The organism is Actinophytocola oryzae, from assembly GCF_004364325.1.
Lineage (GTDB): Bacteria > Actinomycetota > Actinomycetes > Mycobacteriales > Pseudonocardiaceae > Actinophytocola > Actinophytocola oryzae.
This window is the reverse complement of record NZ_SOCP01000007.1, coordinates 283,570-305,871: the sequence shown is the minus strand read 5'-3', so window position 1 is coordinate 305,871 and position 22,302 is coordinate 283,570. Positions and strand designations below refer to the sequence as shown.

23 protein-coding genes are annotated in these 22,302 nt (G+C 72.6%); 10 read left to right on the top strand and 13 right to left on the bottom strand.

The window, feature by feature from the left end:
- Positions 1-4: 4 nt before the first annotated feature.
- The 7 genes from CLV71_RS21115 to CLV71_RS21085 are packed head-to-tail and all read right to left on the bottom strand — an operon-like array spanning position 5 to position 6,907.
- Positions 5-1,306, bottom strand: a complete 1,302-nt coding sequence (locus CLV71_RS21115; RefSeq protein WP_133904537.1) for an amidohydrolase family protein — start codon at positions 1,304-1,306, stop codon at positions 5-7.
- A 16-nt stretch (positions 1,307-1,322) separates the two neighbouring features.
- Positions 1,323-1,616 carry a hypothetical protein gene (locus tag CLV71_RS21110; protein WP_133904536.1) on the bottom strand — a complete coding sequence of 98 codons (294 nt, stop codon included), beginning with the start codon at positions 1,614-1,616 and terminating at the stop codon, positions 1,323-1,325.
- On the bottom strand, positions 1,603-1,962 hold the full coding sequence (locus CLV71_RS21105; protein ID WP_133904535.1) for a hypothetical protein: 360 nt from the start codon (positions 1,960-1,962) through the stop codon (positions 1,603-1,605). Before CLV71_RS21105 ends, CLV71_RS21110 begins: the two co-directional genes overlap by 14 nt.
- Positions 1,959-2,666: an ABC transporter ATP-binding protein gene (locus tag CLV71_RS21100; protein ID WP_133904534.1), complete on the bottom strand. Its 708-nt coding sequence runs from the start codon at positions 2,664-2,666 to the stop codon at positions 1,959-1,961. Before CLV71_RS21100 ends, CLV71_RS21105 begins: the two co-directional genes overlap by 4 nt.
- Complete coding sequence (locus CLV71_RS21095) at positions 2,663-3,451, bottom strand: ABC transporter ATP-binding protein (RefSeq protein ID WP_133904533.1); 789 nt, start codon at positions 3,449-3,451, stop codon at positions 2,663-2,665. The genes CLV71_RS21100 and CLV71_RS21095 overlap by 4 nt, the downstream gene beginning before the upstream one ends.
- Positions 3,432-5,540 (bottom strand): branched-chain amino acid ABC transporter permease, encoded by a 2,109-nt coding sequence (locus CLV71_RS21090; protein ID WP_133904532.1) that lies wholly within the window; start codon positions 5,538-5,540, stop codon positions 3,432-3,434. Before CLV71_RS21090 ends, CLV71_RS21095 begins: the two co-directional genes overlap by 20 nt.
- Positions 5,540-6,907 carry an ABC transporter substrate-binding protein gene (locus CLV71_RS21085; protein WP_208297647.1) on the bottom strand — a complete coding sequence of 456 codons (1,368 nt, stop codon included), beginning with the start codon at positions 6,905-6,907 and terminating at the stop codon, positions 5,540-5,542. Before CLV71_RS21085 ends, CLV71_RS21090 begins: the two co-directional genes overlap by 1 nt.
- 213 nt (positions 6,908-7,120) lie before the next feature.
- Between CLV71_RS21085 and CLV71_RS21080 the strand changes: the two genes are divergently transcribed.
- From CLV71_RS21080 to CLV71_RS21060, 5 genes are read left to right on the top strand one after another with little or no spacing between them, the layout of a single operon-like run.
- Positions 7,121-7,663: a carboxymuconolactone decarboxylase family protein gene (locus CLV71_RS21080; RefSeq protein ID WP_133904530.1), complete on the top strand. Its 543-nt coding sequence runs from the start codon at positions 7,121-7,123 to the stop codon at positions 7,661-7,663.
- A gap of 1 nt (position 7,664) precedes the next feature.
- Positions 7,665-8,876 carry a metal-dependent hydrolase family protein gene (locus CLV71_RS21075; protein WP_133904529.1) on the top strand — a complete coding sequence of 404 codons (1,212 nt, stop codon included), beginning with the start codon at positions 7,665-7,667 and terminating at the stop codon, positions 8,874-8,876.
- Positions 8,863-9,270 carry a nuclear transport factor 2 family protein gene (locus CLV71_RS21070; protein WP_133904528.1) on the top strand — a complete coding sequence of 136 codons (408 nt, stop codon included), beginning with the start codon at positions 8,863-8,865 and terminating at the stop codon, positions 9,268-9,270. Before CLV71_RS21075 ends, CLV71_RS21070 begins: the two co-directional genes overlap by 14 nt.
- A complete protein-coding gene (locus CLV71_RS21065; RefSeq protein ID WP_133904527.1) occupies positions 9,267-10,355 on the top strand; it encodes an acyl-CoA dehydrogenase family protein in 1,089 nt (362 codons plus the stop codon). Before CLV71_RS21070 ends, CLV71_RS21065 begins: the two co-directional genes overlap by 4 nt.
- Before the next feature lie 3 nt (positions 10,356-10,358).
- A complete protein-coding gene (locus tag CLV71_RS21060; protein ID WP_208297646.1) occupies positions 10,359-11,216 on the top strand; it encodes an acyl-CoA dehydrogenase family protein in 858 nt (285 codons plus the stop codon).
- A gap of 360 nt (positions 11,217-11,576) precedes the next feature.
- On the opposite strand, the gene CLV71_RS21055 is transcribed toward CLV71_RS21060, so the two are convergent.
- Genes CLV71_RS21055 through CLV71_RS21045 form a run of 3 tightly spaced genes read right to left on the bottom strand, consistent with a single transcriptional unit; the run spans position 11,577 to position 14,529 of the window.
- Entirely contained in the window at positions 11,577-12,359 is a 783-nt protein-coding gene (locus CLV71_RS21055; protein WP_133904526.1) for an enoyl-CoA hydratase, read from the bottom strand.
- Complete coding sequence (locus CLV71_RS21050; protein ID WP_133904525.1) at positions 12,356-13,546, bottom strand: acyl-CoA dehydrogenase family protein; 1,191 nt, start codon at positions 13,544-13,546, stop codon at positions 12,356-12,358. Before CLV71_RS21050 ends, CLV71_RS21055 begins: the two co-directional genes overlap by 4 nt.
- Positions 13,537-14,529: an acyl-CoA dehydrogenase family protein gene (locus CLV71_RS21045; RefSeq protein WP_133904524.1), complete on the bottom strand. Its 993-nt coding sequence runs from the start codon at positions 14,527-14,529 to the stop codon at positions 13,537-13,539. The genes CLV71_RS21050 and CLV71_RS21045 overlap by 10 nt, the downstream gene beginning before the upstream one ends.
- Before the next feature lie 169 nt (positions 14,530-14,698).
- On the opposite strand from CLV71_RS21045, the gene CLV71_RS21040 reads away from it, so the two are divergent.
- The 3 genes from CLV71_RS21040 to CLV71_RS21030 are packed head-to-tail and all read left to right on the top strand — an operon-like array spanning position 14,699 to position 17,237.
- Positions 14,699-15,349 carry a TetR/AcrR family transcriptional regulator gene (locus CLV71_RS21040; RefSeq protein WP_133904523.1) on the top strand — a complete coding sequence of 217 codons (651 nt, stop codon included), beginning with the start codon at positions 14,699-14,701 and terminating at the stop codon, positions 15,347-15,349.
- A 54-nt stretch (positions 15,350-15,403) separates the two neighbouring features.
- Positions 15,404-16,210, top strand: coding sequence for an acyl-CoA thioesterase (locus tag CLV71_RS21035; protein WP_133904522.1), 807 nt, complete (start codon positions 15,404-15,406; stop codon positions 16,208-16,210).
- 1 nt (position 16,211) lies between these two features.
- The gene (locus CLV71_RS21030) at positions 16,212-17,237 is read left to right on the top strand and encodes an NAD(P)H-dependent amine dehydrogenase family protein (protein WP_133904521.1); all 1,026 of its coding nucleotides are present in this window, start codon (positions 16,212-16,214) and stop codon (positions 17,235-17,237) included.
- A gap of 98 nt (positions 17,238-17,335) precedes the next feature.
- Here CLV71_RS21030 and CLV71_RS21025 read toward each other — a convergent pair whose 3' ends face one another.
- Together CLV71_RS21025 and CLV71_RS21020 are read right to left on the bottom strand one after the other, a co-directional pair.
- Positions 17,336-18,475, bottom strand: coding sequence for a thiolase family protein (locus tag CLV71_RS21025; RefSeq protein WP_133904520.1), 1,140 nt, complete (start codon positions 18,473-18,475; stop codon positions 17,336-17,338).
- Complete coding sequence (locus CLV71_RS21020) at positions 18,468-19,895, bottom strand: class I adenylate-forming enzyme family protein (RefSeq protein WP_133904519.1); 1,428 nt, start codon at positions 19,893-19,895, stop codon at positions 18,468-18,470. Before CLV71_RS21020 ends, CLV71_RS21025 begins: the two co-directional genes overlap by 8 nt.
- A 54-nt stretch (positions 19,896-19,949) precedes the next feature.
- Here CLV71_RS21020 and CLV71_RS21015 point away from each other — a divergent pair, with 54 nt between their 5' ends.
- Together CLV71_RS21015 and CLV71_RS21010 are read left to right on the top strand one after the other, a co-directional pair.
- Positions 19,950-20,711 (top strand): SDR family NAD(P)-dependent oxidoreductase, encoded by a 762-nt coding sequence (locus CLV71_RS21015; RefSeq protein ID WP_133904518.1) that lies wholly within the window; start codon positions 19,950-19,952, stop codon positions 20,709-20,711.
- 85 nt (positions 20,712-20,796) lie between these two features.
- On the top strand, positions 20,797-21,558 hold the full coding sequence (locus tag CLV71_RS21010; RefSeq protein WP_133904517.1) for an SDR family NAD(P)-dependent oxidoreductase: 762 nt from the start codon (positions 20,797-20,799) through the stop codon (positions 21,556-21,558).
- Here CLV71_RS21010 and CLV71_RS21005 read toward each other — a convergent pair.
- Complete coding sequence (locus tag CLV71_RS21005; protein WP_208297670.1) at positions 21,542-22,297, bottom strand: enoyl-CoA hydratase/isomerase family protein; 756 nt, start codon at positions 22,295-22,297, stop codon at positions 21,542-21,544. The two genes, CLV71_RS21010 and CLV71_RS21005, sit on opposite strands and share 17 nt — an antisense overlap.
- Between the last annotated feature and the right edge of the window lie 5 nt (positions 22,298-22,302).

Below are 22,302 nucleotides of genomic sequence, written 5' to 3'. Positions count from 1 at the left end.
ATGGTCACGAGGTCATGCCCGCGGCCGTGGCCGCGCGGGCGCGCTGCCGGTAGCCCTCGAGCTTCTCCGACGGCGTGAGCACCTGGTGGCTGCGTGGCTGGATGCTCACGTCGTGGCCCGCCGACCGCCGCCGCAGCGCGCCGACCGTCGCCTGCTCGCGCGGGAGGTGCCCGAACGGGTCGAAGGAGTACCAGCGCATCGCGTTCTCGTGGGTCATCTTGTCGGTGTCGGAGTCGGGCACCTCGTAGCGCTCGATCACCTCGTGCAACTCCTCCGGCGCGCCGGGCCACATCGAGTCGCTGTGCGGGTAGTCGGCCTCCCAGCAGATGTTGTCGATGCCGATGTCGTGACGCAGCCGCACGCCGAGCGGGTCGGAGATGAAGCAGGTCAGGAAGTGGTCGCGGAACACCTCACTGGGCAGCTTGCCGCCGAAGTCCTGCAGCGTCCAGGTCGCGTGCATCTCGAAGGTCCGGTCCACCCGCTCCAGGAAGTAGGGGATCCAGCCGGTGCCGCCCTCGGACAGCGCGATCTTGAGGTCCGGGTGGTCCTTGACCGGCCTCGACCACAGCAGGTCCGCCGCGGCCTGCACGATGTTCATGGGCTGCAACGTGATCATCACGTCCGGCGGCGAGTCGACCGCGGGGATCGACAGCCTCCCCGACGATCCGATGTGGACGGACATGACCGTGTCGGTGTCGCACAGGGCCTTCCACAGCGGGTTCCAGTACTCGCTGTGGAAGCTCGGGTAGCCCAGCGCGGCCGGGTTCTCGGTGAACGTCAGGGAGTGGCAGCCCTTCGCGGCGACGCGGCGGACCTCCGCTGCGCACAGCTCGGCGTCCCAGATCGCGGGCAGCGCCATGGGGATGAACCGGCCGGGGTGGGCGCCGCACCACTCGTCGATGTGCCAGTCGTTGTAGGCCTGGACGAGCGCGAGGGAGAAGTCCGAGTCCTCGGTGGCGAACAGGCGCGCGGCGAACCCGGGGAACGACGGGAAGCACATCGACGCGAGGATGCCGCCCGCGTCCATGTCCTTGACCCGCTCGTTCACGTCGTAGCAGCCGGGCCGGATCTCGTCGAGACCCTGCGGCTCCATGCCGTACTCCTCCTTGGGGCGCCCGGCAACGGCGTTCAGCGCCGCGTTCGGGATGACCCGGTCGCGGAAGGTCCAGACGTCGGTGCCGTCGTCGCGGTGCACCAGCTGTGGAGCGTCGTCCCGGTACTTCTTCGGCAGGTGGTTCACGAACATGTCGGGTGGCTCGATGATGTGGTCGTCGACGCTGATCAGGATCATGTCGTCGCGGTGCATTGCGTTTCCCTCTCCTTCAGTCGGATGCCGGCAACGGCTTGGGGGCCTTCACGGCCATCGGCACGCCGTCGCAGGTCAGCGAGCCCCCACCGGAGGCGGTGCAGAGCAGTTCGAGCGAGCCGGTCCCGTCCACGTACCGCTTGCCGACGAGCGTGCCGGGCAGCGCGCCGTCGGGCCCGCTCGCCGCCCCGACCGCGGGCACCATGGGTTTGCCGCCGCACGCGACCACCACCTGGCTGTCGACGTTGGCGCGGATGACGAGCACCCGTGTGCTGCAGGCGGTGCTGGCGAGCTGGTCACCGGGGCGCATGGTCGCTCCCTTCCCGCACCCGGTCGGCGAGCGCGGCGATGTCGTAGGACTGGCGGGCCATCCAGAACCGGAGGAAGCCGGTCAGCGAGTACCGCAGGAACAACGCCGACCCGACGACGCAGCAGGCGATCCCGCCGAGGCCGAGTGCGAGGGCGTCACGCTGGGCGAGCGGGTCGGACGTGCTGTGGGTCATGAGGTAGGCGGACCCGGCCAGCACGAGGCCCAGCACCATGAGCGTGGCGCCCACGCGTAACCAGAGCGCGGACCGTCCTGCGGCCGGGTCGGGGATCTTCAGCTCGGCCAGCTCGCGGACGAACCGGTCCGCGCGGGTCTCGGTGGTGGTCATGTGGAACTCCCTAGGTAGAGCCCGGCCAGTTCGGTGCGCAGTCCGTCGTCGGGGCGGCCGTCGTGCTCGACCCGGCCCCGGACGAGGACGGTGACGCGGTCGGCGATGCCCAGGACGGCGGTGGCGAACTGCTCGACGACCAGGACGGCCGGTCCCTGCCGGGCGATCTCGGCCACCTGGTCGTACAGCTCGGCGACGACCCGGGGCGCGAGTCCCATCGACAGCTCGTCCAGCAGCAGCACGGCCGGGTCGGTGGCGAGACCCCTGGCGAGCGCCAGCATCTGCTGCTCGCCGCCGGACAGCGTGCCCGCCTGCTGCGCCGCACGCCTGGCGAGGACCGGGAAACGTGTGTAGGCGATGGTCTCGACCTCGTCGCGGTCCCGGCCCGCGAAGGTCATCATCAGGAGGTTGTCGCGGACGGTCAGGTTGGGAAAGACACCGCGGCCCTCGGGGACGAGGCAGACGCCTGCCCGCGCGAGGTCGCGTGGCGCGGCACCGGTGACGTCGTGGCCGCCGAGCAGCAGTCGGCCGGACCGCGGCGGGTGGGTGCCCGCGGCGACGCGCAGCGTGGTGGTCTTGCCGGCGCCGTTGGGGCCGAGCAGGGCGACCACCTCGCGGGCGGCGACGGTGAGGTCGACGCCGTGCAGGACGGTGATGCGGTCGTAGGCCGCGTGCACGTCGACCAGTTCGAGCAGCGGCCTCATGCGCCCTCCCGGTACTGAAGGACGCCTTCAGTGCGCCCAGCGTCAGGAAGGCGTCCTTCAGTGCGGTCGGGGGCGGGCGGGGTGCCGAGGTAGGCGGCCACGACGGCCTTGTCGTGCCGGACGGCCTCCGGCGGGCCCACGGCGATGATCCTGCCGAGGTCGAGGACGTGCACCACGTCGCAGACGGCCATCACCAGCGACATGTCGTGTTCGACGAGCACGACGGCCGTGCCGTCGGCGGCGACCGACCGCAGCAGGGCGGCGAACCGCCCGGTCTCGGCGGTGTCCTGGCCTGCGGCGGGCTCGTCGAGCAGGAGGACCGTCGGGCGGACGGCGAGGGCGCGGCCCACCTCGACGAGGCGGGCGAGCCCGGTGGGCAGGGCGTCGGCGGCGTGGTCGGCGAGGTGGGCGATGCCGAGCCGGTCGAGGAGGTCGGAGGCGGTGCGGGCCGCGTGCGCGCGGTGGGGGCCGAGCTCGGCGGCGACGAGGAGGTTGTCGCGGACGCTGAGCCGGCCGAACAGCTCGAGGCGCTGGAAGGTCCGGCCGAGGCCGCGGCGCGACCGGCGTGCCGGGCCGAGGCGGGTGATGTCGTGCCCGTCAAGGCGCACCCGGCCCGCCACCGGTCTGCGCAGCCCGGAGACGACGTCGAACAGGGTGCTCTTGCCCGCGCCGTTGGGTCCGATGAGGCCGGTGACCGTGCCGGGTTCGGCGCTCAGCGCGACGTCGTCGAGGGCCCGGTCGCGGCCGAAGGTGACCGTCAGCCCGCTAACCGCCAGCGATGACACGGTCCATCACCTCCTCGTCGCGGGCCTGCCACGGCCGCCGCACGCCCCACCACTCGACCGGGACCTCCGGTTCGGCGCGGCCCCGTGCGTCCGCCCAGGCCCGTGTCACGAGCGCGAGGGCCAGTGCGCCGAGGAACAGCGCCCACCCGCCGATGACGTCGGTCAGCCGCAGCAGCCACAGCGCGGCGAGCCCGGCGGCGAGCGCGGTCAGCGCGGCACGGTCGCGGCCCAGCGGCGCCCACTGGCGGCGGAACCGCGTCACGATCCCGTCCGGGTCCCGGCCGAGTCCGATGCCTGCGAGGCTGGGCAGCAGGGCCACGAGGTTCTGCGTCCACGGCGCGACGACGACCAGGGCGTTCAGCGGCCAGACGTAGGCGGTGCCGGTGAACAGGCCGGTGCCGACCGCGCCGAGCCCGCCGATCACCGCGACGAGGAACAGCGGCAGCCCGGCAACGAACGTGAACTGCTCGGCGGTGATCGACCGCTGCTGCATCCCGTACAGGGCACCGCCGAGACCCGCGATGCCCGCCGACAGGGCGAACACCGCGACCCGGGCGGTGAGCGGCTTGCCGCCGAGGGTGGCGTAGGCGGCCTCGCTGTCCCGCAACGCGATCAACCGCCGCCCGGCCCGGCCCCGCCGCAGCGCCGCGACCCCGAGGGAGGCGAGCGCGAGGCACAGGGCGGCGAGCACCATCAGCTCCTGCCCGCTGTCGAGGTGCCACCCGAACAGCCACGGCCCGTTCATCGCGACCGAGCCCTGGTCGAACAGCGCGATCCGGATCCCCCAGAGGTCGAACGAGGGCAGGGTGAAGACCCACCGGTCCAGCACGACGGCGAACGCGGCCGTGCCCAGCGCCAGGTACACCCCCGACAGCCGCAGCGCGGGCACCGCCACCAGCGCCCCTACCAGCCCCGCGACCGCGACCGCGCCCAGCAGCGCCGCCGGGTTGCCGTGTGCGCCGAGGTGGCCCCACACGACCGCGCCGATGCCCGCCATGCTCAGCTGGCACAACGAGATCTGGCCCGCGTACCCGGCGAGCGGCACGAACGACAGTGCGACCACGCCGAGGGAGAAGATCGGGCCGTAGGTGATGAGGTCGGCCTCCCCCAGCACCGTCGCCATCACCATGCCGAACAGCACGACGACCCCGGCGAACACCCAGGTGCCGCGCATCGTCGGCAGCGGGACCCTGACGAGCCTGCGGTCCCGTCCCCGGAGCCTGCCGTGCGGGAAGACCAGCAGCGCGAGGATGAGCAGGAGCGCGGGCGCGGCCAGCCGCAGCCCGGGCAGGTACGGGTTCTGCGGCAGGTAACCGGTCAGGTAGCTCTCCATGCAGCCGACCACGACCGCGCCGACGAACGTCAGTGGCAGGCTGCGCAGCCTGCCGAACACGGCGGCGGTGTAGGCGCTCACGATCAGCAGGGACAGCTGCGAGGCGTCGAGCGCGACGGTCGGTGCGATGAGGATCCCGCCGACCGCGGCGAGCTGGGTGCCGAGGATCCACGCGAACCGGTTGGCACGCAACGGGTCGGCGCCGGTCAGCCCGGCCAGCGCGCGGTCGTCCACCGTGGCCCGCATCTCCGCGCCGGGTCGCGTCCGGTACAGCAGCACCCACAGCCCGGCCGCGACCACCACCGCTACGACCATCGTGGTCGCCTGGTGCCAGGTGACCACGGCCGGCCCGATCCGCAGCGGCGGCCGGTCGGCGAAGAACGCGGGCAGCGGCCGGGGCTCGTTCGGGTCCCACACCCAGCGGGCCAGCGCGATCGACCCGCTCAGCAGCGCCACGGTCATCACGAGCCGTTCGGCCTCGCCGAGGTCCTGGACCGGCCGCAGCACCACGCGCTCCACGAACAGGCCGAACGCGGGCGCGAGCACCCCCAGCACCACCACGAGCGCCGGCGGCACCGGCCAGCCCCAGCCGACGGTCAGCTGCCAGTAGGTGAAGGCCGCGAGCATCCCCGCCGCGCCGTGCCCGAAGTTGAACACACCCGTGGTGGTGTAGGTCAGGACCAGCCCGCTGCCGATGACCGCGTAGACGGCGGCGGTGGACAGACCGACGATCCCGAAGGTGAGGAACAGTTCCATCACTTGACGTCGTTCATGCTCTTACCCACGTCGGCCAGCGTCACGGGCCGGGGGTACTGGCCCTGGTACCTGTACACGGGCGCGTCACACCGGTAGGCGCCCTTGTCGGGCTCGAAGTCCGCGGGCTCCCAACCGTCCTTGGTGGCCTTCTCCACGTTGAAGCACTCGATCGGACCGTCCTGTTCGGACATGTCGGCAGGCGCGGTCAGTCCGCCGCCGGTCCACGCGGTCTCCTTCGTCGCCGCGTCGTACACGCACCGGCGGGTCAGGTCGTCGCCGCAGGAGCCCGCCGCCTTCGCGAACAGCAGCCACGCCGCGAACGCGCGCACCGCGGGCAGGGTGACCTCCGCGTCCGGGGCGTACCTGGCGAACAGGTCCACCAGCTGTTTCGTCGCCGGGTTGTCGTCCGCCTTCTCCAGCGGGAAGACACCGCTCACGTCGGCGACGTTGTTCTGCGAGTCGAGGGCGGCGCCCGCGAGCTGGATGAACGCGGGGCCGTAGGCGTTGCTGTTCGCGTCGATCCAGTCCGGCGCGTAGCCGATGTTCGTCAGCGCCTGCTCCAGCTTCGCGAGCTGGGTGAAGTCGCCGAGGAACACCAGTCCCCTGACGCCCTTGGTCTTGATGGACTGCGCGTAGGGCGTCCAGTCCGCCACGCCCTGCGCCGGGTAGAGGTCCTCGTAGGTGACGGTGCCGCCGGAGCCGGCCAGCACCTCGTTGGTCTGGCCCGCGAGGAGCTTCGTGATCGCGGAGTCGCCGGAGATCACGCCGAGCGCGCCGGCCGAGTCGGGGTAGGAGTCCTTCAGCAGCCAGTGGTAGAAGCCGGCGTACCGGCTGTACGAGGCGCCGCCGAGGCTCGCGACCTGCAGGTCCGAACCGTAGTTGCCCGCCATGCTGACCTGGGCCGGGAACGACGGCAGCAGACACGTGAGCCGTTCCCGGACACCCAGTGCGTCCAGGGCGGCGCCGCCGCCGACGAGCGCGAAGTCCTCGCGGCAGGCCTCCAGCATCCGCTGCGGCACCTCGGTCAGCTTCGAGTCCCGGGTCGTGGCGACGAGCTCGCGGCCGTTGACACCGCCCAACTCGTTGCACCACTTCGTGAACACCGTCGCGGCGTCCACGAACTCGGACTTCTTCGTGAAGCCGACGTCGCTGAACACCCCGACACTGATCGCGTCCGCCGTGACGCCCTGCGTCGGCGCGCTCTTCGCGTCGCCCTTCTGGCAGACGTTCTTCAGGTCGCCGAAGTCGGCGGAGCTCGCCGTCGCCGTCGGCGAGTCCTCCTCCTGACCCGACGGTCCGCTGCGGGCACAGCCGGCAGCGAGGAGCACGACGGCCGCACAGGCGGCGAGGACGGTCTGCGGTCTCACGATGAGCCTCCTCTGCTGTCCCCCGTTGGGCAGTCAGGTGGCGGACCGGCCGGCTCCGTGTCGACACAGCCCTCTCACTGTCTGGAAACTATCTTCTCTTCTGACGAGAATCAACAGCGATGGCCCGACGGTTGACTGGCCCCAGTCCGCATGGAAACCTTCAGGTAGCGGATGAGAATGTGATTCTCCGATTCGAGAAGGTGAGGTCCGCGGATGCCCCTGACGCCGTTGCCGGACGACCAGTGGGACGACCGGGCACGCGCCGCGCTCGCCGGCCTGCTGCCGGAGAAGCGCCGCAACCTCCGGGGCGCGGGCAACGCGCTGGGCACCCTCGTCCGCCACCCCGACCTGACCGAGGCGTTCCTGGGCTTCAGCGCCCACCTGCTGACGCGCTCGACCCTGCCGCCCCGCGTGCGCGAGCTGGCGATCCTGCGGGTCGCCAGGCGCCGCGACTGCCGGTACGAGTGGAGCCACCACGCCCGCATGGCCGCGCGGGCGGGCCTCACCGACGCGGAGATCGACGCGGCCGGGCGCGGCGCGGCCGGGCCCGAGCTGGACCGCGCGGTGCTGGCCGCGGTCGACGAGCTGGACGACACCTCGACCCTGTCCGACAGGACCTGGGACGCACTCGCCGAGCACCTCGACGAACGCCAGCGCATGGACCTGGTCCTCACGATCGGCGGCTACTGCATGATGGCGATGGCCTTCAACGCGTTCGGCGTCGAACCGGAGCGCGAACCAGGGCCGGGGCGCTGACGTGCTGACGCTGCGTGCCGCCGGGCTGCTCGACGTCGACTCCGGTGAGATCGTCCGCCCCGGCGTCCTCCGGGTCGAGGACGACCGGATCGCCGGTGTCGGCGGGACCCCCGACGGCGAGGTGCTCGACCTCGGTGACCTGGTCCTGCTGCCCGGCCTGATGGACATGGAGGTCAACCTCCTGATGGGCGGCCGGGGCGAGACCGCCGCGTACTCCCCCGTCCAGGACGACCCGCCGCTGCGCATGCTGCGTGCCGTCGGCAACGCCCGTCGCACGCTGCGGGCCGGGTTCACGACCGTCCGCAACCTGGGACTGTTCGTCAAGACCGGCGGCTACCTGCTCGACGTGGCCCTCGCCAGGGCCATCGACGCGGGCTGGATCGACGGCCCCCGGGTCGTGCCCGCCGGGCACGCGATCACCCCCACCGGCGGACACCTCGACCCGACGATGTTCGCCGCGTTCGCCCCCGGCGTCCTGCCGCTGACGGTCGAGGAGGGCATCGCCAACGGGGTGGACGAGGTCCGCAAGTCCGTGCGGTACCAGATCAAGCACGGCGCGAAGCTGATCAAGGTGTGCGTCTCCGGCGGGGTCATGTCCCACACCGGGCTGCCGGGCGCGCAGCACTACTCCGACGAGGAGCTGCGCGCCATCGTCGACGAGGCGCACCGGCGCGGGCTGCGGGTCGCGGCGCACACGCACGGCGCCGACGCGGTGCGGGCGGCGGTCGGGGCAGGCATCGACTGCATCGAGCACGGCTTCCTCGTCGACGGCGACGCGATCGCGTTGATGGTGGAGCGCGGCACCTTCCTCGTCCCGACGACCGCGCTGGCCGACGGCATGGACGTGTCCAACGCCGCGCCGGAGCTGCGGGAGAAGGCCGAGCAGATGTTCCCGCGCGCCCGCGAGTCCGTGCGGGCCGCGTACGAGGCGGGCGTGCGGATCGCCGTGGGCACCGACGCGCCCGCGATCCCGCACGGCAGGAACGCCAACGAGCTGGTCGCGCTGGTGAGCCGGGGCATGCCGCCGCTCGCCGTGCTGCGGGCGGCGACCGTCACCGCGGCGGAGCTGCTCGACGTCACCGACCGGGGCCGGCTGGGCGAGGGGCTGCTCGCCGACGTCGTCGGTGTGCCGGGCGATCCGCTGCGGGACATCACCGTCACCCAGGACGTGCGGTTCGTGATGAAGGGCGGGAAGGTGTATGTCCACCGATGACCTGATGGCGATCCACCAGCTCCTGGCGAGGTACGCGGTGACGATCACCAGGGGCGACCTCGACGGCCTGCTCGCCGTGTTCACCCCGGACGGCACCTACAGCGCGTTCGGCGACACCTACGGCCTCGACGAGTTCCCGGCGCTGGTCGACGCCGCGCCGAAGGGCCTGTTCCTCACCGGGACCGCGGTCGTGGAGCTGGACGGCGACACCGGCACCGGCACCCAGCCGCTGTGCTTCGTCGACCACGCCACGCACGACCTGCGCATCGGCTACTACACCGACACCTACGCCAGGACCGCGCACGGCTGGCGGCTGCGGACGCGGGCCATGACGTTCATCCGCCGCAGCGGCGCGCACGACTCGGGGCGGCCGCACGCCTACCAGCGGCCGTGAGGGTCGCGGAGTTCCGGACGGCCGTGCGGGACTGGCTCGACACGAACGACCTGTCCCCCGGCGCGGACCAGTCGCTCGACGCACAGGTCGCGCAGCTCGCCCGCGTGCGCCGCGCGCTCTACGACGCGGGCTGGATGCGGTACGGCTGGCCGTCCGAGGTGGACGGTCTCGGCGGGCCGGCCGTGCTGCGGGCGGTGCTCGGCGAGGAGGTCGCCACCAGGGAGCTGGCCGAGCCGGGCATCTACTCGATGGTCGAGGTGCTCGTCCCGTCGGTCATCTCCCACGGCCCGGCGGCCCTGGCGGCGCGGGTGGTGCCGCTGCTGCTGAGCGGCCGGGAGCAGTGGTGCCAGGGCTTCTCCGAACCCGGTTCGGGCAGCGATCTCGCGTCGCTCACCACGCGAGCCGTGGCGCGCGGTGGCGACTGGGTGGTCACCGGGCAGAAGGTGTGGACGAGCCTCGCCCAGTACGCCGCGCGCTGTGTGCTGCTGACCCGCACGGCGCCGGGCCACGGCGGGATCACCGCGTTCCTGGTCGACATGGACACCCCGGGCATCACGGTCCGTCCACTGCGGACGATGCACGGGGTCGACGAGTTCGCGGAGGTGTTCCTCGACGACGTGGTCGTGCCGGGCGACCGCATGCTGGGCGCGCCTGGCGACGGGTGGGCGCTCGCGATGGACCTGCTGCCACACGAGCGCTCGACCTGTTTCTGGCACCGGATCGCGCACCTGTACACGCGGCTGGACCGCCTGGGGGCGCAGGTGTCCGTCGAGGACGATGCCGCGCTGGGTGCCGCGTACCTGGCGCTGCACACCGCCCGCTGCCGTTCCCACGGCACACAGCGCAGGCTGGCCGACGGTGGGCGGCTCGGCCCGGAGACGTCGGTGGACAAGGTCCTGCTGGCCACGGCGGAGCAGCTCGTGTTCGACACCGCCCGCGACCTGCTGCCGGGCGAGATCGAGCTGGGCGACTCGTCCTGGCGCACGGAGTACTTGTACTCGCGCGCGGCGACCATCTACGGGGGCACCGCGGAGATCCAGCGCAACATCATCGCGCGCAGACTGCTCGACCTCGGCAGGGAGTGACCCGTGGACGTCGACGAGGTCGCGCTGCTGACCACGACCCTGCTCAAGACGATGACGACGGCCACCGGCCCCGAGCTGGCCGCGGCGCTGGACGACCTCGGCTGGCCGGACATGCTGGCCGGGTACCCCGACGTGGTCGTGCCGCTGGTGTTCCGCCTGCTGGGCGAGACGGGCGCCCACGCCCCCCTGCTCAACGACGTGATCCGCGCCGACCCGCCCCCACCGCTGGCCCCGCCCCAACGCACTGAAGGACGCCTTCCCAACGCTCAGCGCAACGAAGGACGCCTTCATAACGGCCGGCGCACTGAAGGCGTCCTTCGTCTCCCGTATGCGGGCGGGGCGTGGGTCGTGTGGGAGCGCGAGGGGCACGGGGGTGGGCTCGATCAGGAGCTGCCACTGCGCCGGGTCGCCGCCGGGAGCGCGGTTCCGCTCGCTGCCGGGCGGCGGGCGCTGGGCTGGTGGCTCGTCGGCACCGGCCGAGCCATGCTTGCCCTGGCACGGCGGCACGTTCTGGACCGCACCCAGTTCGGCAGGCCACTCGCGTCGTTCCAGGCGGTTCGGCACCGGCTCGCCGAGGCTCACGTCGCGGTCGAGGGCGCCGAGGCCACGCTGGCACTGGCCTCCGACGACCTCGGCTCGCTGCTGGCCAAGGCCGCGGCGGGGGCCGCGGCCTTGACGGCCGCCCGCCACTGCCAGCAGGTGCTCGGCGGTATCGGCTTCACCGCCGAGCACGCCCTGCACCGCCACGTCCGGCGCGCCCTCGTCCTCGACGGCCTCCTCGGCAGCACCCGGGAGCTGACCCGCGAGGCAGGCACGCTCGTCCGCGAACGCGGCTCGGCCCCTCGACTCACTCACCTCTGAACCACCCACAACCACCTCGGCGTTCGGAGGTGCAGAGGAGGTGCACGACCGGCCCCGACGGCACGCCCCATGCCTCGCGGAGCACGGCGGTGGCGGCGGGGTCGCTCGACACCCACCCACAAAACCGACACCCCGTCCGGGATCGTGGCCCGGCCCTCGGTTCGCCCACCTCCGCGCTCATCCGCAAAGCCGGTACCCGCCCGCGAACGTGGCGCGGCCCGGCGGGTCGCCCACCTCCGCGGCGCAGTGCGGTCCTGCCGGAGCTGCCGCGACGTCTCGGGGTACGCGACCGCCGTCAGGTCGGGTCGCGGACCTGGCCCAGGCGCCGCTCGTCGCCATGAGCGGGTAGGGCACACCGCCTCACTCGATCTTGGTCTTCATCTCGTCCAGTTCGACCAGGATCGGGTAGCCGTTCACGCTCAGGGCGTTGCCGTGTCCGGTCTGGTGGACGTCGAACACCGCCTGGACCGCCGTCTGGAAGCCCTGCACGTCCAGTGTCTGGTTCACCGCACGCTTGGCCTGTCGCAGCGCGAACGGTGGCATCCTGGCGATGCGCAGCGCCAGTGCCCGGGTCTCCTCGTCGAGCCGGTCGCGGGGCACCACCTGGTTCACCATGCCGACCTGCTCGGCCTCCAGTGCGGTCACGGGCCGACCGGTGAACAGGATCTCCTTGGCCTTGCGGGCACCCAGCTCCCACGTGTGCCCGTGGTACTCGACCCCGCCGATGCCCATCATCACGACCGGGTCGGAGAACTTCGCGTCGTCCGCGGCGACGATCAGGTCGCACGGCCAGCACAGCAGCAGCCCGCCCGCGATGCACCGGCCCTGCACGGCCGCGATCGACGGCTTCGGCACGTTCCGCCACCGCAGCGTGTACTCCAGGTACCGCCTGCTCTCCGCCTGGTAGATCCACTCGAGGGTGATCTCCTTCGGCTCCGGCCAGCGGTCCTTCAGGTCGTGACCCGAGGAGAAGTGCTTGCCCTCGGCCCGCAGCACGATCACCACCACGTCCTCGTCGGCCGCCGCCCGCGTCCACGCCGCGTCCAGCTCGTCGAGCAGTTCGGCGTTCTGCGCGTTGGCGACCTCGGGCCGGTTGAGGGTGATCGTCGCGATCCGGTCGGCGACCTCGTACACCACGTTCACGGCAACGCTCCTCGACTTCGGGGGAGGCCGAGCACCCGCTCGGCGATGATCGTGCGCTGGATCTCGGACGTCCCGCCCGCGATGGTGCCGCCGAAGGTCCTCGCGTAGCGCTCGAACCAGCTGGCGGTGAAGGACTCCATGCTCAGGTGCGGGTGGGCGGCGTCGCCGGTCACGGCCGGGTGCGCCAGCCCGGACGGGCCTGCCGCGGCCAGCGCGTGCTCGGTCGCGTTCTGCACGGCCTCCGAGCCGAGCAGCTTCAGCACCGACAGGCCCGCGACGTCCTGCTCGCCGCGCGCGGCCTCGGCCAGGGCCGCGGACCCGAGCAGGCGCAGCGCGTGCAGGTCCATGACGAGCGTGGCGTACCGGTCGGCCGTCAGCGGGTCGTCCGGGCGGAGGTCGGTGACCAGGTCCTCCAGCCGGTCGGCGAAGTGCAGCCACATCAGGGTGCGCTCGTGGCCGAGCGAACCCGTCGCCACCCGCCAGCCGCCGTTCAGCGTGCCGACGAGGTTCTCGACCGGCACGTGGACGTCGGTCAGGAAGACCTCGTTGAAGTCGAGGTCGTCGCGTGCGGCGATGGAGCCGAACGGGCGGCGCGTCACGCCGGGCAGGTCCGTGGGGATCAGCAGCACGCTGATGCCCCGGTGCCTCGGCGCGTCCTGGTCGGTGCGGACGAACGTCAGCAGCACGTCCGCGTCGTGGGCGCCGGAGGTCCACACCTTCTGCCCGTTCACCACGAAGTGCTCGCCGTCCAGGACGGCCCTGGTGCGCAGCGACGCCAGGTCCGAGCCCGCGCCTGGCTCGCTCATGCCCAGCGCGGCCGTGCGGTCGGCCCGCAGGATCGGCACGGCCCAGCGGCGCTTCTGCTCCTCGGTGCCGAACGACAGCAGCGACGCGGCGATGATGCCGAGGCCCTGGGGGTTGAAGCTCTGGACCATCCGCCGTCTGGACAGCTCCTCGAGGTGGACGTACTGCTGCAGCAGCGTCGCGTTCCGGCCGCCGTACTCGGGCGGGTTGCCCGGCACGAGCCAGCCCTCGTCGAACTGCAGCCGCTGCCAGGCCCGCGCCCAGTCCGGCACGTCTGCCGTGGACCGGGAACGGGTGCCCGCCTCCTTCGGCACGTGTGCGTCCAGAAAAGAGACGAACTCGGCCCGGAACGCCTCGACGTCGGCGTCAAAGCTCAACCGCATGATGCTCCCTGTGCGACCAGTGCCCGGTGCTCCGCCGCGCCACCGAGCATCAGCTCGCCCGCCTTGGCCCGCTTGAGCGCGAACTGGACGTCGTTCTCCCACGTGTAGCCCATGGCCCCGAACAGCTGGTACCCGTGCCGGAACACCAGGGACTGGCACTCGCCTGCCGCCGCCTTGGCCATCGACGCGGCCAGCGTGCGGCGCGGGTCGTCGGCGGCGAGGGTCAGTGCGGCGAAGTAGGCGAGCGCGCGGGCCCGTTCGATCGCCACGTGCATGTCGGCCGCCTTGTGCTGCACGGCCTGGAAGGACCCGACGGGCGCGCCGAACTGGTGGCGGTCCCTGACGTGGGCGAGGACCAGGTCCAGGATGCGGCGGCAGGCACCGACCATGGTGATCGCGAGACCGGTGACGGCCACCTGCCGCGCCCGACCGGCGTCGACCTCGACCAGGTCGTCGGTGCTCACCCGCACCCCGCGGAAGGCGACCTCCGCGACGTGCAGAAGCGGGTCGAAGACCGAGGCCCTGGTCACGTGCGCCGCCGTCGCGGGGACGGTGAACACGCCAGCGCCGGTCACGACCGCGAGCCACTCGGCCCGGTCGCCGTCCAGCACGTGGGACGCGGTGCCGTCGAGCACCCAGGCGCTCCCGTCCGCGCGGGCCGACACACCGTCGAACACGGCCGCGCCCGTCCGGTCCGGTTTCGCCGCGCCGGGCGCGAGCGGGGCGAACTGGGTCATCGTGGCGAGGTAGGGGGTGGGGTCGGTGTGGCGGCCCAGCTCCTCGAGCACGACCGCCAGCTCGACCACCTCGTCCGCGCCGGTCAGCTCGGTCCAGCCGAGGTCGACACAGGTGTGCCACAGCGGGTCCGGGTCGGCGCCGTCGTCCACCACGGCACGCACGAAGGCCGCCGAGCACTCCTTGTCGAGGACCTCGCGGACGGTGTCCCGCAGAAGTCTCTGATCGGCGTCGAACTCGAAGATCACGGCGGCTCCCCCGCTCGGAACGGGCCGGCAGATACCGTCGTGAGAATATCATTCTCACCTGAGGATAGCGATAGTCTCAACTTCCTGGGGGCGTGTTATGCCTGGTGCGTCCCTTCTACCGGTACAGTGAAGTCATGTTCTCTTGGTGGCGCACACCCCGGGACCGCTCGTGAGTAGCCCGAGCGAGGAGCCCGCGTGGAAGCAGCGCGCGGTCGAACGTTCCACCAAAGCGGCCAAGCTGCGCGCCGAGCAGCGGGTGCAGCGGTTCCTCGACGCCGCGCAGGCGATCATCACCAAGAAGGGCACCACGGACTTCACGGTGCAGGAGGTCGTCGACCGCTCCCGCCAGTCGCTGCGCAGTTTCTACCAGCACTTCAACGGCAAGCACGAGCTGCTGCTGGCGTTGTTCGAGGACGCGATGCGTCGTGCGGCCGACCAGATCCGCGCCGCGGCGACCAGCGAGAAGAAGGCCATGGAACGGCTCGAGATCGCCGTCAAGCTCCTCTTCGAACTGTCCCGTCCCGACCCCACGGCGCAGCGGCCGCTGTTCACCGACTTCGCGCCGCAGCTGCTGATCTCCCACCCCGCCGAGGTCAAGATCGCGCACGCCCCGCTGATGGCGCTGCTCACCGAACTGATGACCGAGCTGGAGGAGACCAGGAAGCTGCGTCCCGGCACGAACCCGCGCAGGCTCGCCGCCCTGACGATGCAGACGGTCATGTTCGTGGCCCAGTCCGGCGGCGCCGCCGACGAGGAGACCGCGCACCCGATCACCGCCGACGAGATCTGGGAGTTCTGCGCACGGGGGTTCGCCAAGTAACTCGCGCGAGAACAGGGTTCTCATCTTGCGAGAGCATCACTTACACTCGGCGGTGTGGCCGACCTCTGGAGTGACCTCCTCGACTGCCTCGACCTCGTGCCCGCCGCCGCGGCAGGCACGTTCGACGGCCGCAACCAGCAGCTGACCTACCACCGCGTGTTCGGCGGGCAACTCCTCGCGCAGTTCGTCCGCGCGGCGGCGCTGTCCTGCCCCGGCAAGGCGGTCAAGTCGCTGCACGTCGTGTTCTCCCGCGCGGGCCGCACCGACGAGCCGGTCCGCTACGAGGTGACCCGCCACCACGAGGGCGCCACGTTCGCCACGCTGTCGGTGCTCGCCCGGCAGGCGGGCGGCGTGGTCGCCACCGCGTCGGCGTCGACGCACGCGGGCGAGGACGGCCTCGACCGGCAGACCGCCGCCGCCGTGCCCACCGTGCCCGGCACGGAGCACCGGCTGGAGCTGGACCTGCTGCCGTGGGACACCCGGTCCCTGGCCGACCTGGACGCCACCGCCGCGGGCACACCCGAGGTGGACCTGTGGATGCGGACCCCGCCCACCGAGCCCGACCTGGCGCCCGCACTGACCGCGTACGCCACCGACCTGAGCCTCATCGCCACCGCGCTGCGCCACGTCGACGGCGTCGGGCAGCGGGACACCGGCCGGGCGTTCACCTCCGCCGTCACGTCCCACACGCTGTGGTTCCACCGTCCCTTCCGGACGGACACGTGGCTGCTGCTGCGCCAGCACAGCCCGTTGCTCGCGCACGGCCGCTGCTTCGGCCGGGGCGACGTCCACACCGAGGACGGCACGCTCGTCGCCTCCTACGCCCAGGAGGCACTCCTGCGTTTCCACAGCGAGGTGTGAGATGACCTGTCGTGTCGTCCAGTGGGCCACCGGGAACATCGGGACCCACGCGCTGCGTGCCGTGGTCCGGCACCCGGACCTGGCGCTGGCGGGCGTGTACGTCTACGCCGAGGACAAGGCCGGCCAGGACGCGGGCGCGCTCTGCGGCCTGTCCCCCACCGGGGTCACGACGACCCGGGACGTCGACGAGATCGTGGCCCTGGGCGCCGACTGCGTGCTGTACATGCCGCGCCTGTGCGACCTCGACGTCGTCTGCCGGCTGCTGTCCTCGGGAGCGAACGTCGTCACGACCTGCGGCGAGTTCCACCACCCGGCGAGCATGGCCGCCGAGGTCCGGGACCGGGTGGTGGCCGCGTGCGCCGAGGGCGGCACGTCGGTCCACAGCACCGGCAGCAGCCCCGGCTTCATCTCCGAGGCGCTGCCGCTGGTGCTCAGCTCGACCCAGCGGCGCCTGGACACCCTCACGGTCGACGAGTTCGCCGACCTGTCCTACCGCGACTCACCGGAGCTGCTGTTCGACCTGATGGGCTTCGGCCGGTCCAGCACCGACCTGGCGGGACGGGTGGCGCACGCGCAGGCCGGCTTCGGGCCGTCGCTGCGCCTGGTGGCCGACGCACTGGGTGTGCCGCTGGACGCGCTGCGCTCGCACGGCGAGTTCGCGACCGCCCGGGACACCACGGAGATCGCCGCCGGGACGCTGCGGTCGGGGACCGTGGCGGCGCAGCGCATCACGGTCGAGGGCGTGCGCGCGGACCGGGTCCTGTTGCGCTTCCGCGCCACCTGGTACTGCACCACGGACCTGACCCCCGCCTGGGACGTCCGCGACACCGGCTGGCAGGTCACCGTCGAGGGCGACGCCCCGCTGGACATCGCGATCCGGTTCCCGGTCCCCCTCGACACGATCGCCTCGGTCACCCCGGGCTACACGGCCAACCGCGCCGTCAACGCGGTGCCGGTCGTCTGCGCGGCCCCACCCGGCATCCGGACCACGGTGGACCTCCCGCAGATCGTCGCGGCGCTGGGGTAGCACCCGGCCCGGCGTGGATGCACTGAAGGACGCCTTCGTTGCGCTGGGCGTTACGAAGGCGTCCTTCAGTGCGGTCGGGGCGGGGGGGCGGGGTCGGGTCAGGGGGCCGGGACCTCGATGACGGTCGCCGAGCCCATGCCGCCGCCCGCGCACATCGCGGCCACGCCGACGCCGCCGCCGCGCCTGCGCAGCTCGTGGGTGAGCGTGACGAGCATCCGCGCCCCGCTGGCCGCGACCGGGTGGCCGAGCGAGCAGCCGCTGCCGTTGACGTTGACGCGGTCGGCGTCCAGGCCCAGCAGCTCGACCGTCGCCACGCACATCGCGGCGAACGCCTCGTTGATCTCGAACAGGTCGACGTCGGCGACGGACATACCGGCACGGCCGAGTGCCTTCGGGATGGCCCCCACCGCGGCCATGCCGGTCTCGGCGGGGTCGACACCGACCGACGCCCACGAGACGACCCTGGCCAACGCGGGCAGTCCCAGCGCGTCGCTCGCGACGGCGAGGATCGCGGCGCCGTCGTTGGCGCCGGAGGAGTTGCCCGCCGTGATGCTGAACCCCTCGATCTCCGGGTGCAGCACCCTGAGCTTCGCGAGCTTGTCCATGTTCGTGTCGCGACGCGGGTGCTCGTCGACCGCGAACAGCCCGTGCGGTGTCGCGATGGGCCGGATCTCGGCGTCGAACCTGCCCTCGTCGATGGCGCGGACGGCGTTGCGGTGCGAACGCAGTGCCCACGCGTCCATCGCCTCGCGGGTCACGGCCGCCTTCACCGCCGCGTTCCAGCCGACGGTGATCGACATGTCCTTGTTGGGCGCGTCCGGCCGGTCGGGGTGGGTCGGCGACATCCAGTCGACCCACTCGCCGTCGACCTGCACGCGGGACCTCGGCGCGGTGGACGCCGAGTTGACCCCGCCCGCGAGCACCAGCTCGTCCATGCCGGCGCGGATGCTCGCGGCGGCCGTCTGCACGGCCGACTGGCCCGCGGCGCAGTGCCGGTTCACCGCAAGGCCGGGCACTCCGGTGAGCCCGGCGGTGATCGCGGCGTGCCGGGCGATGTCCCCGCCGCCGTGCAGGCCCTCACCGAGGACCACGTCGTCGACCAGCGCGGGGTCCACCTCGGACAGTGCGGACGTGACGACGTGGTGGGCGAGGTCGAACGCGGAGGTGTCGCGCAGCGTGCCCCGGAACGCGGTGCCGACGGGGGTGCGCAGGGCGGATACCAGTACTGCCTCAGGCATGGGTGCTCTCCAACTCGGCCAGCAACGTGCGGCGCAGTAGTTTTCCGGTCTCGGTCTTGGGCAGCTCGGTGCGGAACACGACGGTGTCGGGGGTCTTCGACGAGCGCAGCCGCGCCCGGACCCACGCGCGGATCTCGGCGGGCTCGCCCTCGCCGACGACGACGGCGACGATGCGCTGGCCCCACTCGGGGTCCGCCACGCCGACGACCGCCGCGTCGACGATGCCGGGCAGCGCGAGCAGGACGTCCTCGATCTCGGCCGGGGCGATGTTCTCGCCGCCGCGGATGATCGTGTCGTCGGCGCGTCCCTCGACGAACAGGTACCCGTCGGCGTCGAGCCGCCCGAGGTCGCGGGTGGGGAACCAGCCCTGCGTGTCCAGGGCGCTCGTGCCGCCGTACTCCCCCGAGATCTGGTCGCCCCGCACGAACACCAGCCCCGTCTCCCCCGTGGCGGCCTGCGTGCCGTCGGCCGTGCGGATCTGGATCTCGACGCCGGGCAGGGCGCGACCGACAGAGCCGAGCCGGTCCCGCACGGCCTCCTCCCCCGACGCGACCGCGGCGCGGTGGTCCTCCGGGCCGAGGACGGCGATCGAGGACGCGGTCTCGGTCAGCCCGTAGGCGTTGACGAAACCGGTGCCGGGGAAGACCTCCAGCGCACGCTCCACCACGGCACGCGGGGTCCTGGCGCCGCCGTAGGCGAGGCTGCGCAGGGTCGGCGTGCCCGCGTCGGCACCGGCCACCGCCGCGACGACGCGTGCCAGCATGGTCGGCACCACCATCGTGTGGGTGATCCGCTCGCGCCGGACCGTCTCCAGCCAGCGGGCCGCGTCGAACGCGGCGAGGTAGACGATCCGGCGACCGGTGTAGAGGTTCGAGAGCAGGTTGGTCAGGCCCGCGATGTGGTAGGGCGGCACGGTCACCAGCGCGGCGTCGGCAGGCTCGGCCGAGCCGAACTCCAGGGTGTTGAGCACGTAGGCGAGCAGGTGCCGGTGGCGCAGCACCGCCGCCTTGGGCGCCGCGGTCGTCCCGCTCGTGTAGATCAGGACCGCGACCGCGTCCGGGTCCTGCGGCACCGCGACGGGGACGGTGGCGTCGGGGCCGTCGAGCAGGTCGTCGAGGTCCTCGGGGCGCAGCTCCAGCGCGCCGGGGTGCCGGGCCCGCAGGCGGGTGAGCTGCTCGTCGCCCAGCCGGTAGTTCAGGGGCACGAACGGCACGCCTGCCGACGCCGCCCCGAACAGGGCCACGGGGTAGGCGAGGTGGTTGGCGCCCAGGTAGAGGACCGCCGGATGCCCGAGGAAGCGCTCGGCCGCGGCACGCGCCAGGTCGAGGAGCCGGGCGGCGGTCAGCGACCGGCCCTCGGCCGTGACCACCACCCGGTCACCGGCCGACGCCGCCATCTCGAGGATCATGCTGATGTTCATGAGAATGCTATTCTCTCGAACGAAGAGTGCCAATTGCAAGAGAGGACATCGCCCATGGACATCAGCGGGACGTCGGCGATCGTGGTCGGCGGCGCGGGCGGGCTCGGCGAGGCGACCGTGCGGCGGCTCCACGCGGCGGGCGCGAAGGTCGTCGTCGCCGACCTCGCCGACGACAAGGGCAAGGCCCTCGAGGACGAGCTGGGTGTCCGGTACGTGCGCACGGACGCCACGTCGGAGGACAGCGTGAGGGCGGCCATGGCGGAGGCCGCGGCAGTCGCCCCGCTGCGCGTGTCGGTCGACGCCCACGGCGGACCGGCCAGTGGCGGCCGGCTGGTCGGCAAGACCGGCGAGCCGCTGGACCTCGCGGGGTTCCGCACGACCATCGACGTCTACCTGACCGGTGTCTTCAACGTCATGCGCCTCGCGGCGGCGACCATGGCGGGCCAGGAGCCGACCGGGAGCGGCCGGGGGGTCATCGTGAGCACCGCGTCGATCGCGGCCTACGAGGGCCAGATCGGCCAGATCCCGTACGCGGCGGCCAAGGGCGGGGTGGTCAGCATGACGGTCGTCGCGGCGCGGGACCTGTCGCCGCTGGGCATCCGGGTGGTCACGATCGCGCCGGGCACCTTCCTCACGCCCGCCTACGGCAAGTCCGGCGAGCAGCTGGAGGCCTACTGGGGCCCGCAGGTCCCGCACCCGAAGCGCATGGGCCAACCGCCGGAGTACGCCGCGCTCGTGGAGCACATCTGCGCGAACGACTACCTCAACGGCGAGGTCATCCGCCTGGACGGCGCGCTCCGCTTCCCCCCGAAGTGACGGGCGCACGTGACCGGTGTACTGAAGGACGCCTTCGGTGCGCTGGGCGTAACGAAGGCGTCCTTCAGTGCAGTGGGCGGGGGCGGTGAGGGGGCGGGCGCTGGTCGGGAAGGTGGCGTTCGTCGCGGGGGCCAGTCGTGGGATCGGTGCGGCGGTGGCCGTGGGGCTCGCCGGGGCGGGGGCCGCGGTCGCGGTCGCCGCGCGGTCCGAGTCGCGTGGCAGGCTGCCTGGCACCATCCACGGTGTCGTGGAACGGATCCACGCGGCGGGAGGCGACGCGCTGGCCGTTCCCTGTGACGTCACGTCCGAGGAGTCGGTCGAGGCGGCCGTGGCCGCCACGGTCGCCGAGTTCGGTGGGATCGACGTCCTCGTCGCCAACGCCGGGGTGCTCTGGCTCGGGCCCGTCGAGTCCACCCCGCTCGCCCGCTGGCAGCGGTGCCTCGACGTGAACCTCACCGGCGTCTTCCTCGTCACCCGGGCCGTCATCCCCCACGTGCGGGCGCGCGGCGGCGGTTCGCTGGTCGCGGTCACCACGACCGGCGTCGGCATGACCGACCGCGGCGCCAACGCCTACTGGGTCTCGAAGGCCGCCGTCGAGCGCCTCTACCTCGGGCTCGCGGCCGAGCTGCGCGGCGCCAACATCGCGGTGAACTGCCTGTGCCCCAACCGGGTCGTGCGCACCGAGGGCTGGGTGGCCTCGGGCGGCGGGGACCTGCCGCCCGAGGCCGTCGAACCACCCGAGACGATGGCCGCGGCGGCGGTGCTGCTGGCCGGTCAGGACGCGGGCGGCATCACCGGCACCGTGCAACGGTCGGAGCGGCTCCTGGGCCTCAGTCCTTCGCTGTGAGGCCGGCGATCGTGCGCGCGAAGTCGTCGGTGCGGAACGACTGGTCCTCCGCCGTGGTCGCGAAGTCCAGTGTCGCGAGCACGGCTCGTTCGAGGTGCAGGTTCAGCAGCCGCTTGGTGCTCTCCACCGCCTGCCTCGGCAGCCCGGCGATCCGCTTCGCGCAGGCCAGCGCCTCGGCCAGCGGGTCGGCGACGACGTGGTTGGCGAGCCCCAGCTCCGCGGCACGCGACGCCGGGATCCTGGCACCGGTCAGCGCGTACTCCTTGGCCAGCAGCAGACTCGTGTGCAGCGGCCACGTCAGCGGCCCGCCGTCGGCCGCGACGAGGCCGACCTGGACGTGCGGGTCGGCGAGGTAGGCCGTCTCCGCGAGGTAGACGATGTCGCAGAGCGCGACCAGGCTGGCGCCCAGCCCGACCGCCGGGCCGTTCACCGCGGCGACCACCGGGACCCGGCACCGGGCCATGCCGAGGACGATGTCGCGGCCGTGCGCGATCGTCGCCGCGCGGAGGTCGGCGTCGCGGCGCAGCTCGTCGAGGTAGGCGAAGTCACCACCCGCCGAGAAGGCCCTGCCGCGGCCGGTGAGCACCGCGGCACGCACCTCGCGGTCCTCGCCCAGCCGGGGCCACAGGCGTGCCAGCGCGGTGTGCAGGACGTCGTTCATGGCGTTCAGCGCGTCCGGCCGGTTCAGCGTGATGATCCTCAGCGGACCGTCGGCACGCACCTCGACCTCGTCGGGCATGTCGT

What these genes read in the sequence shown, in the direction of transcription:
- CLV71_RS21115 (WP_133904537.1), bottom strand. Translation starts at nt 1,306, where the DNA reads ATGCACCGCGACGACATGATCCTGATCAGCGTCGACGACCACATCATC.
- CLV71_RS21110 (WP_133904536.1), bottom strand. Translation starts at nt 1,616, where the DNA reads ATGCGCCCCGGTGACCAGCTCGCCAGCACCGCCTGCAGCACACGGGTG.
- CLV71_RS21105 (WP_133904535.1), bottom strand. Translation starts at nt 1,962, where the DNA reads ATGACCACCACCGAGACCCGCGCGGACCGGTTCGTCCGCGAGCTGGCC.
- CLV71_RS21100 (WP_133904534.1), bottom strand. Translation starts at nt 2,666, where the DNA reads ATGAGGCCGCTGCTCGAACTGGTCGACGTGCACGCGGCCTACGACCGC.
- CLV71_RS21090 (WP_133904532.1), bottom strand. Translation starts at nt 5,540, where the DNA reads ATGGAACTGTTCCTCACCTTCGGGATCGTCGGTCTGTCCACCGCCGCC.
- CLV71_RS21080 (WP_133904530.1), top strand. Translation starts at nt 7,121, where the DNA reads ATGCCCCTGACGCCGTTGCCGGACGACCAGTGGGACGACCGGGCACGC.
- CLV71_RS21070 (WP_133904528.1), top strand. Translation starts at nt 8,863, where the DNA reads ATGTCCACCGATGACCTGATGGCGATCCACCAGCTCCTGGCGAGGTAC.
- CLV71_RS21050 (WP_133904525.1), bottom strand. Translation starts at nt 13,546, where the DNA reads ATGCGGTTGAGCTTTGACGCCGACGTCGAGGCGTTCCGGGCCGAGTTC.
- CLV71_RS21030 (WP_133904521.1), top strand. Translation starts at nt 16,212, where the DNA reads ATGACCTGTCGTGTCGTCCAGTGGGCCACCGGGAACATCGGGACCCAC.
- CLV71_RS21025 (WP_133904520.1), bottom strand. Translation starts at nt 18,475, where the DNA reads ATGCCTGAGGCAGTACTGGTATCCGCCCTGCGCACCCCCGTCGGCACC.
- CLV71_RS21020 (WP_133904519.1), bottom strand. Translation starts at nt 19,895, where the DNA reads ATGAACATCAGCATGATCCTCGAGATGGCGGCGTCGGCCGGTGACCGG.
- CLV71_RS21015 (WP_133904518.1), top strand. Translation starts at nt 19,950, where the DNA reads ATGGACATCAGCGGGACGTCGGCGATCGTGGTCGGCGGCGCGGGCGGG.
- CLV71_RS21005 (WP_208297670.1), bottom strand. Translation starts at nt 22,297, where the DNA reads ATGCCCGACGAGGTCGAGGTGCGTGCCGACGGTCCGCTGAGGATCATC.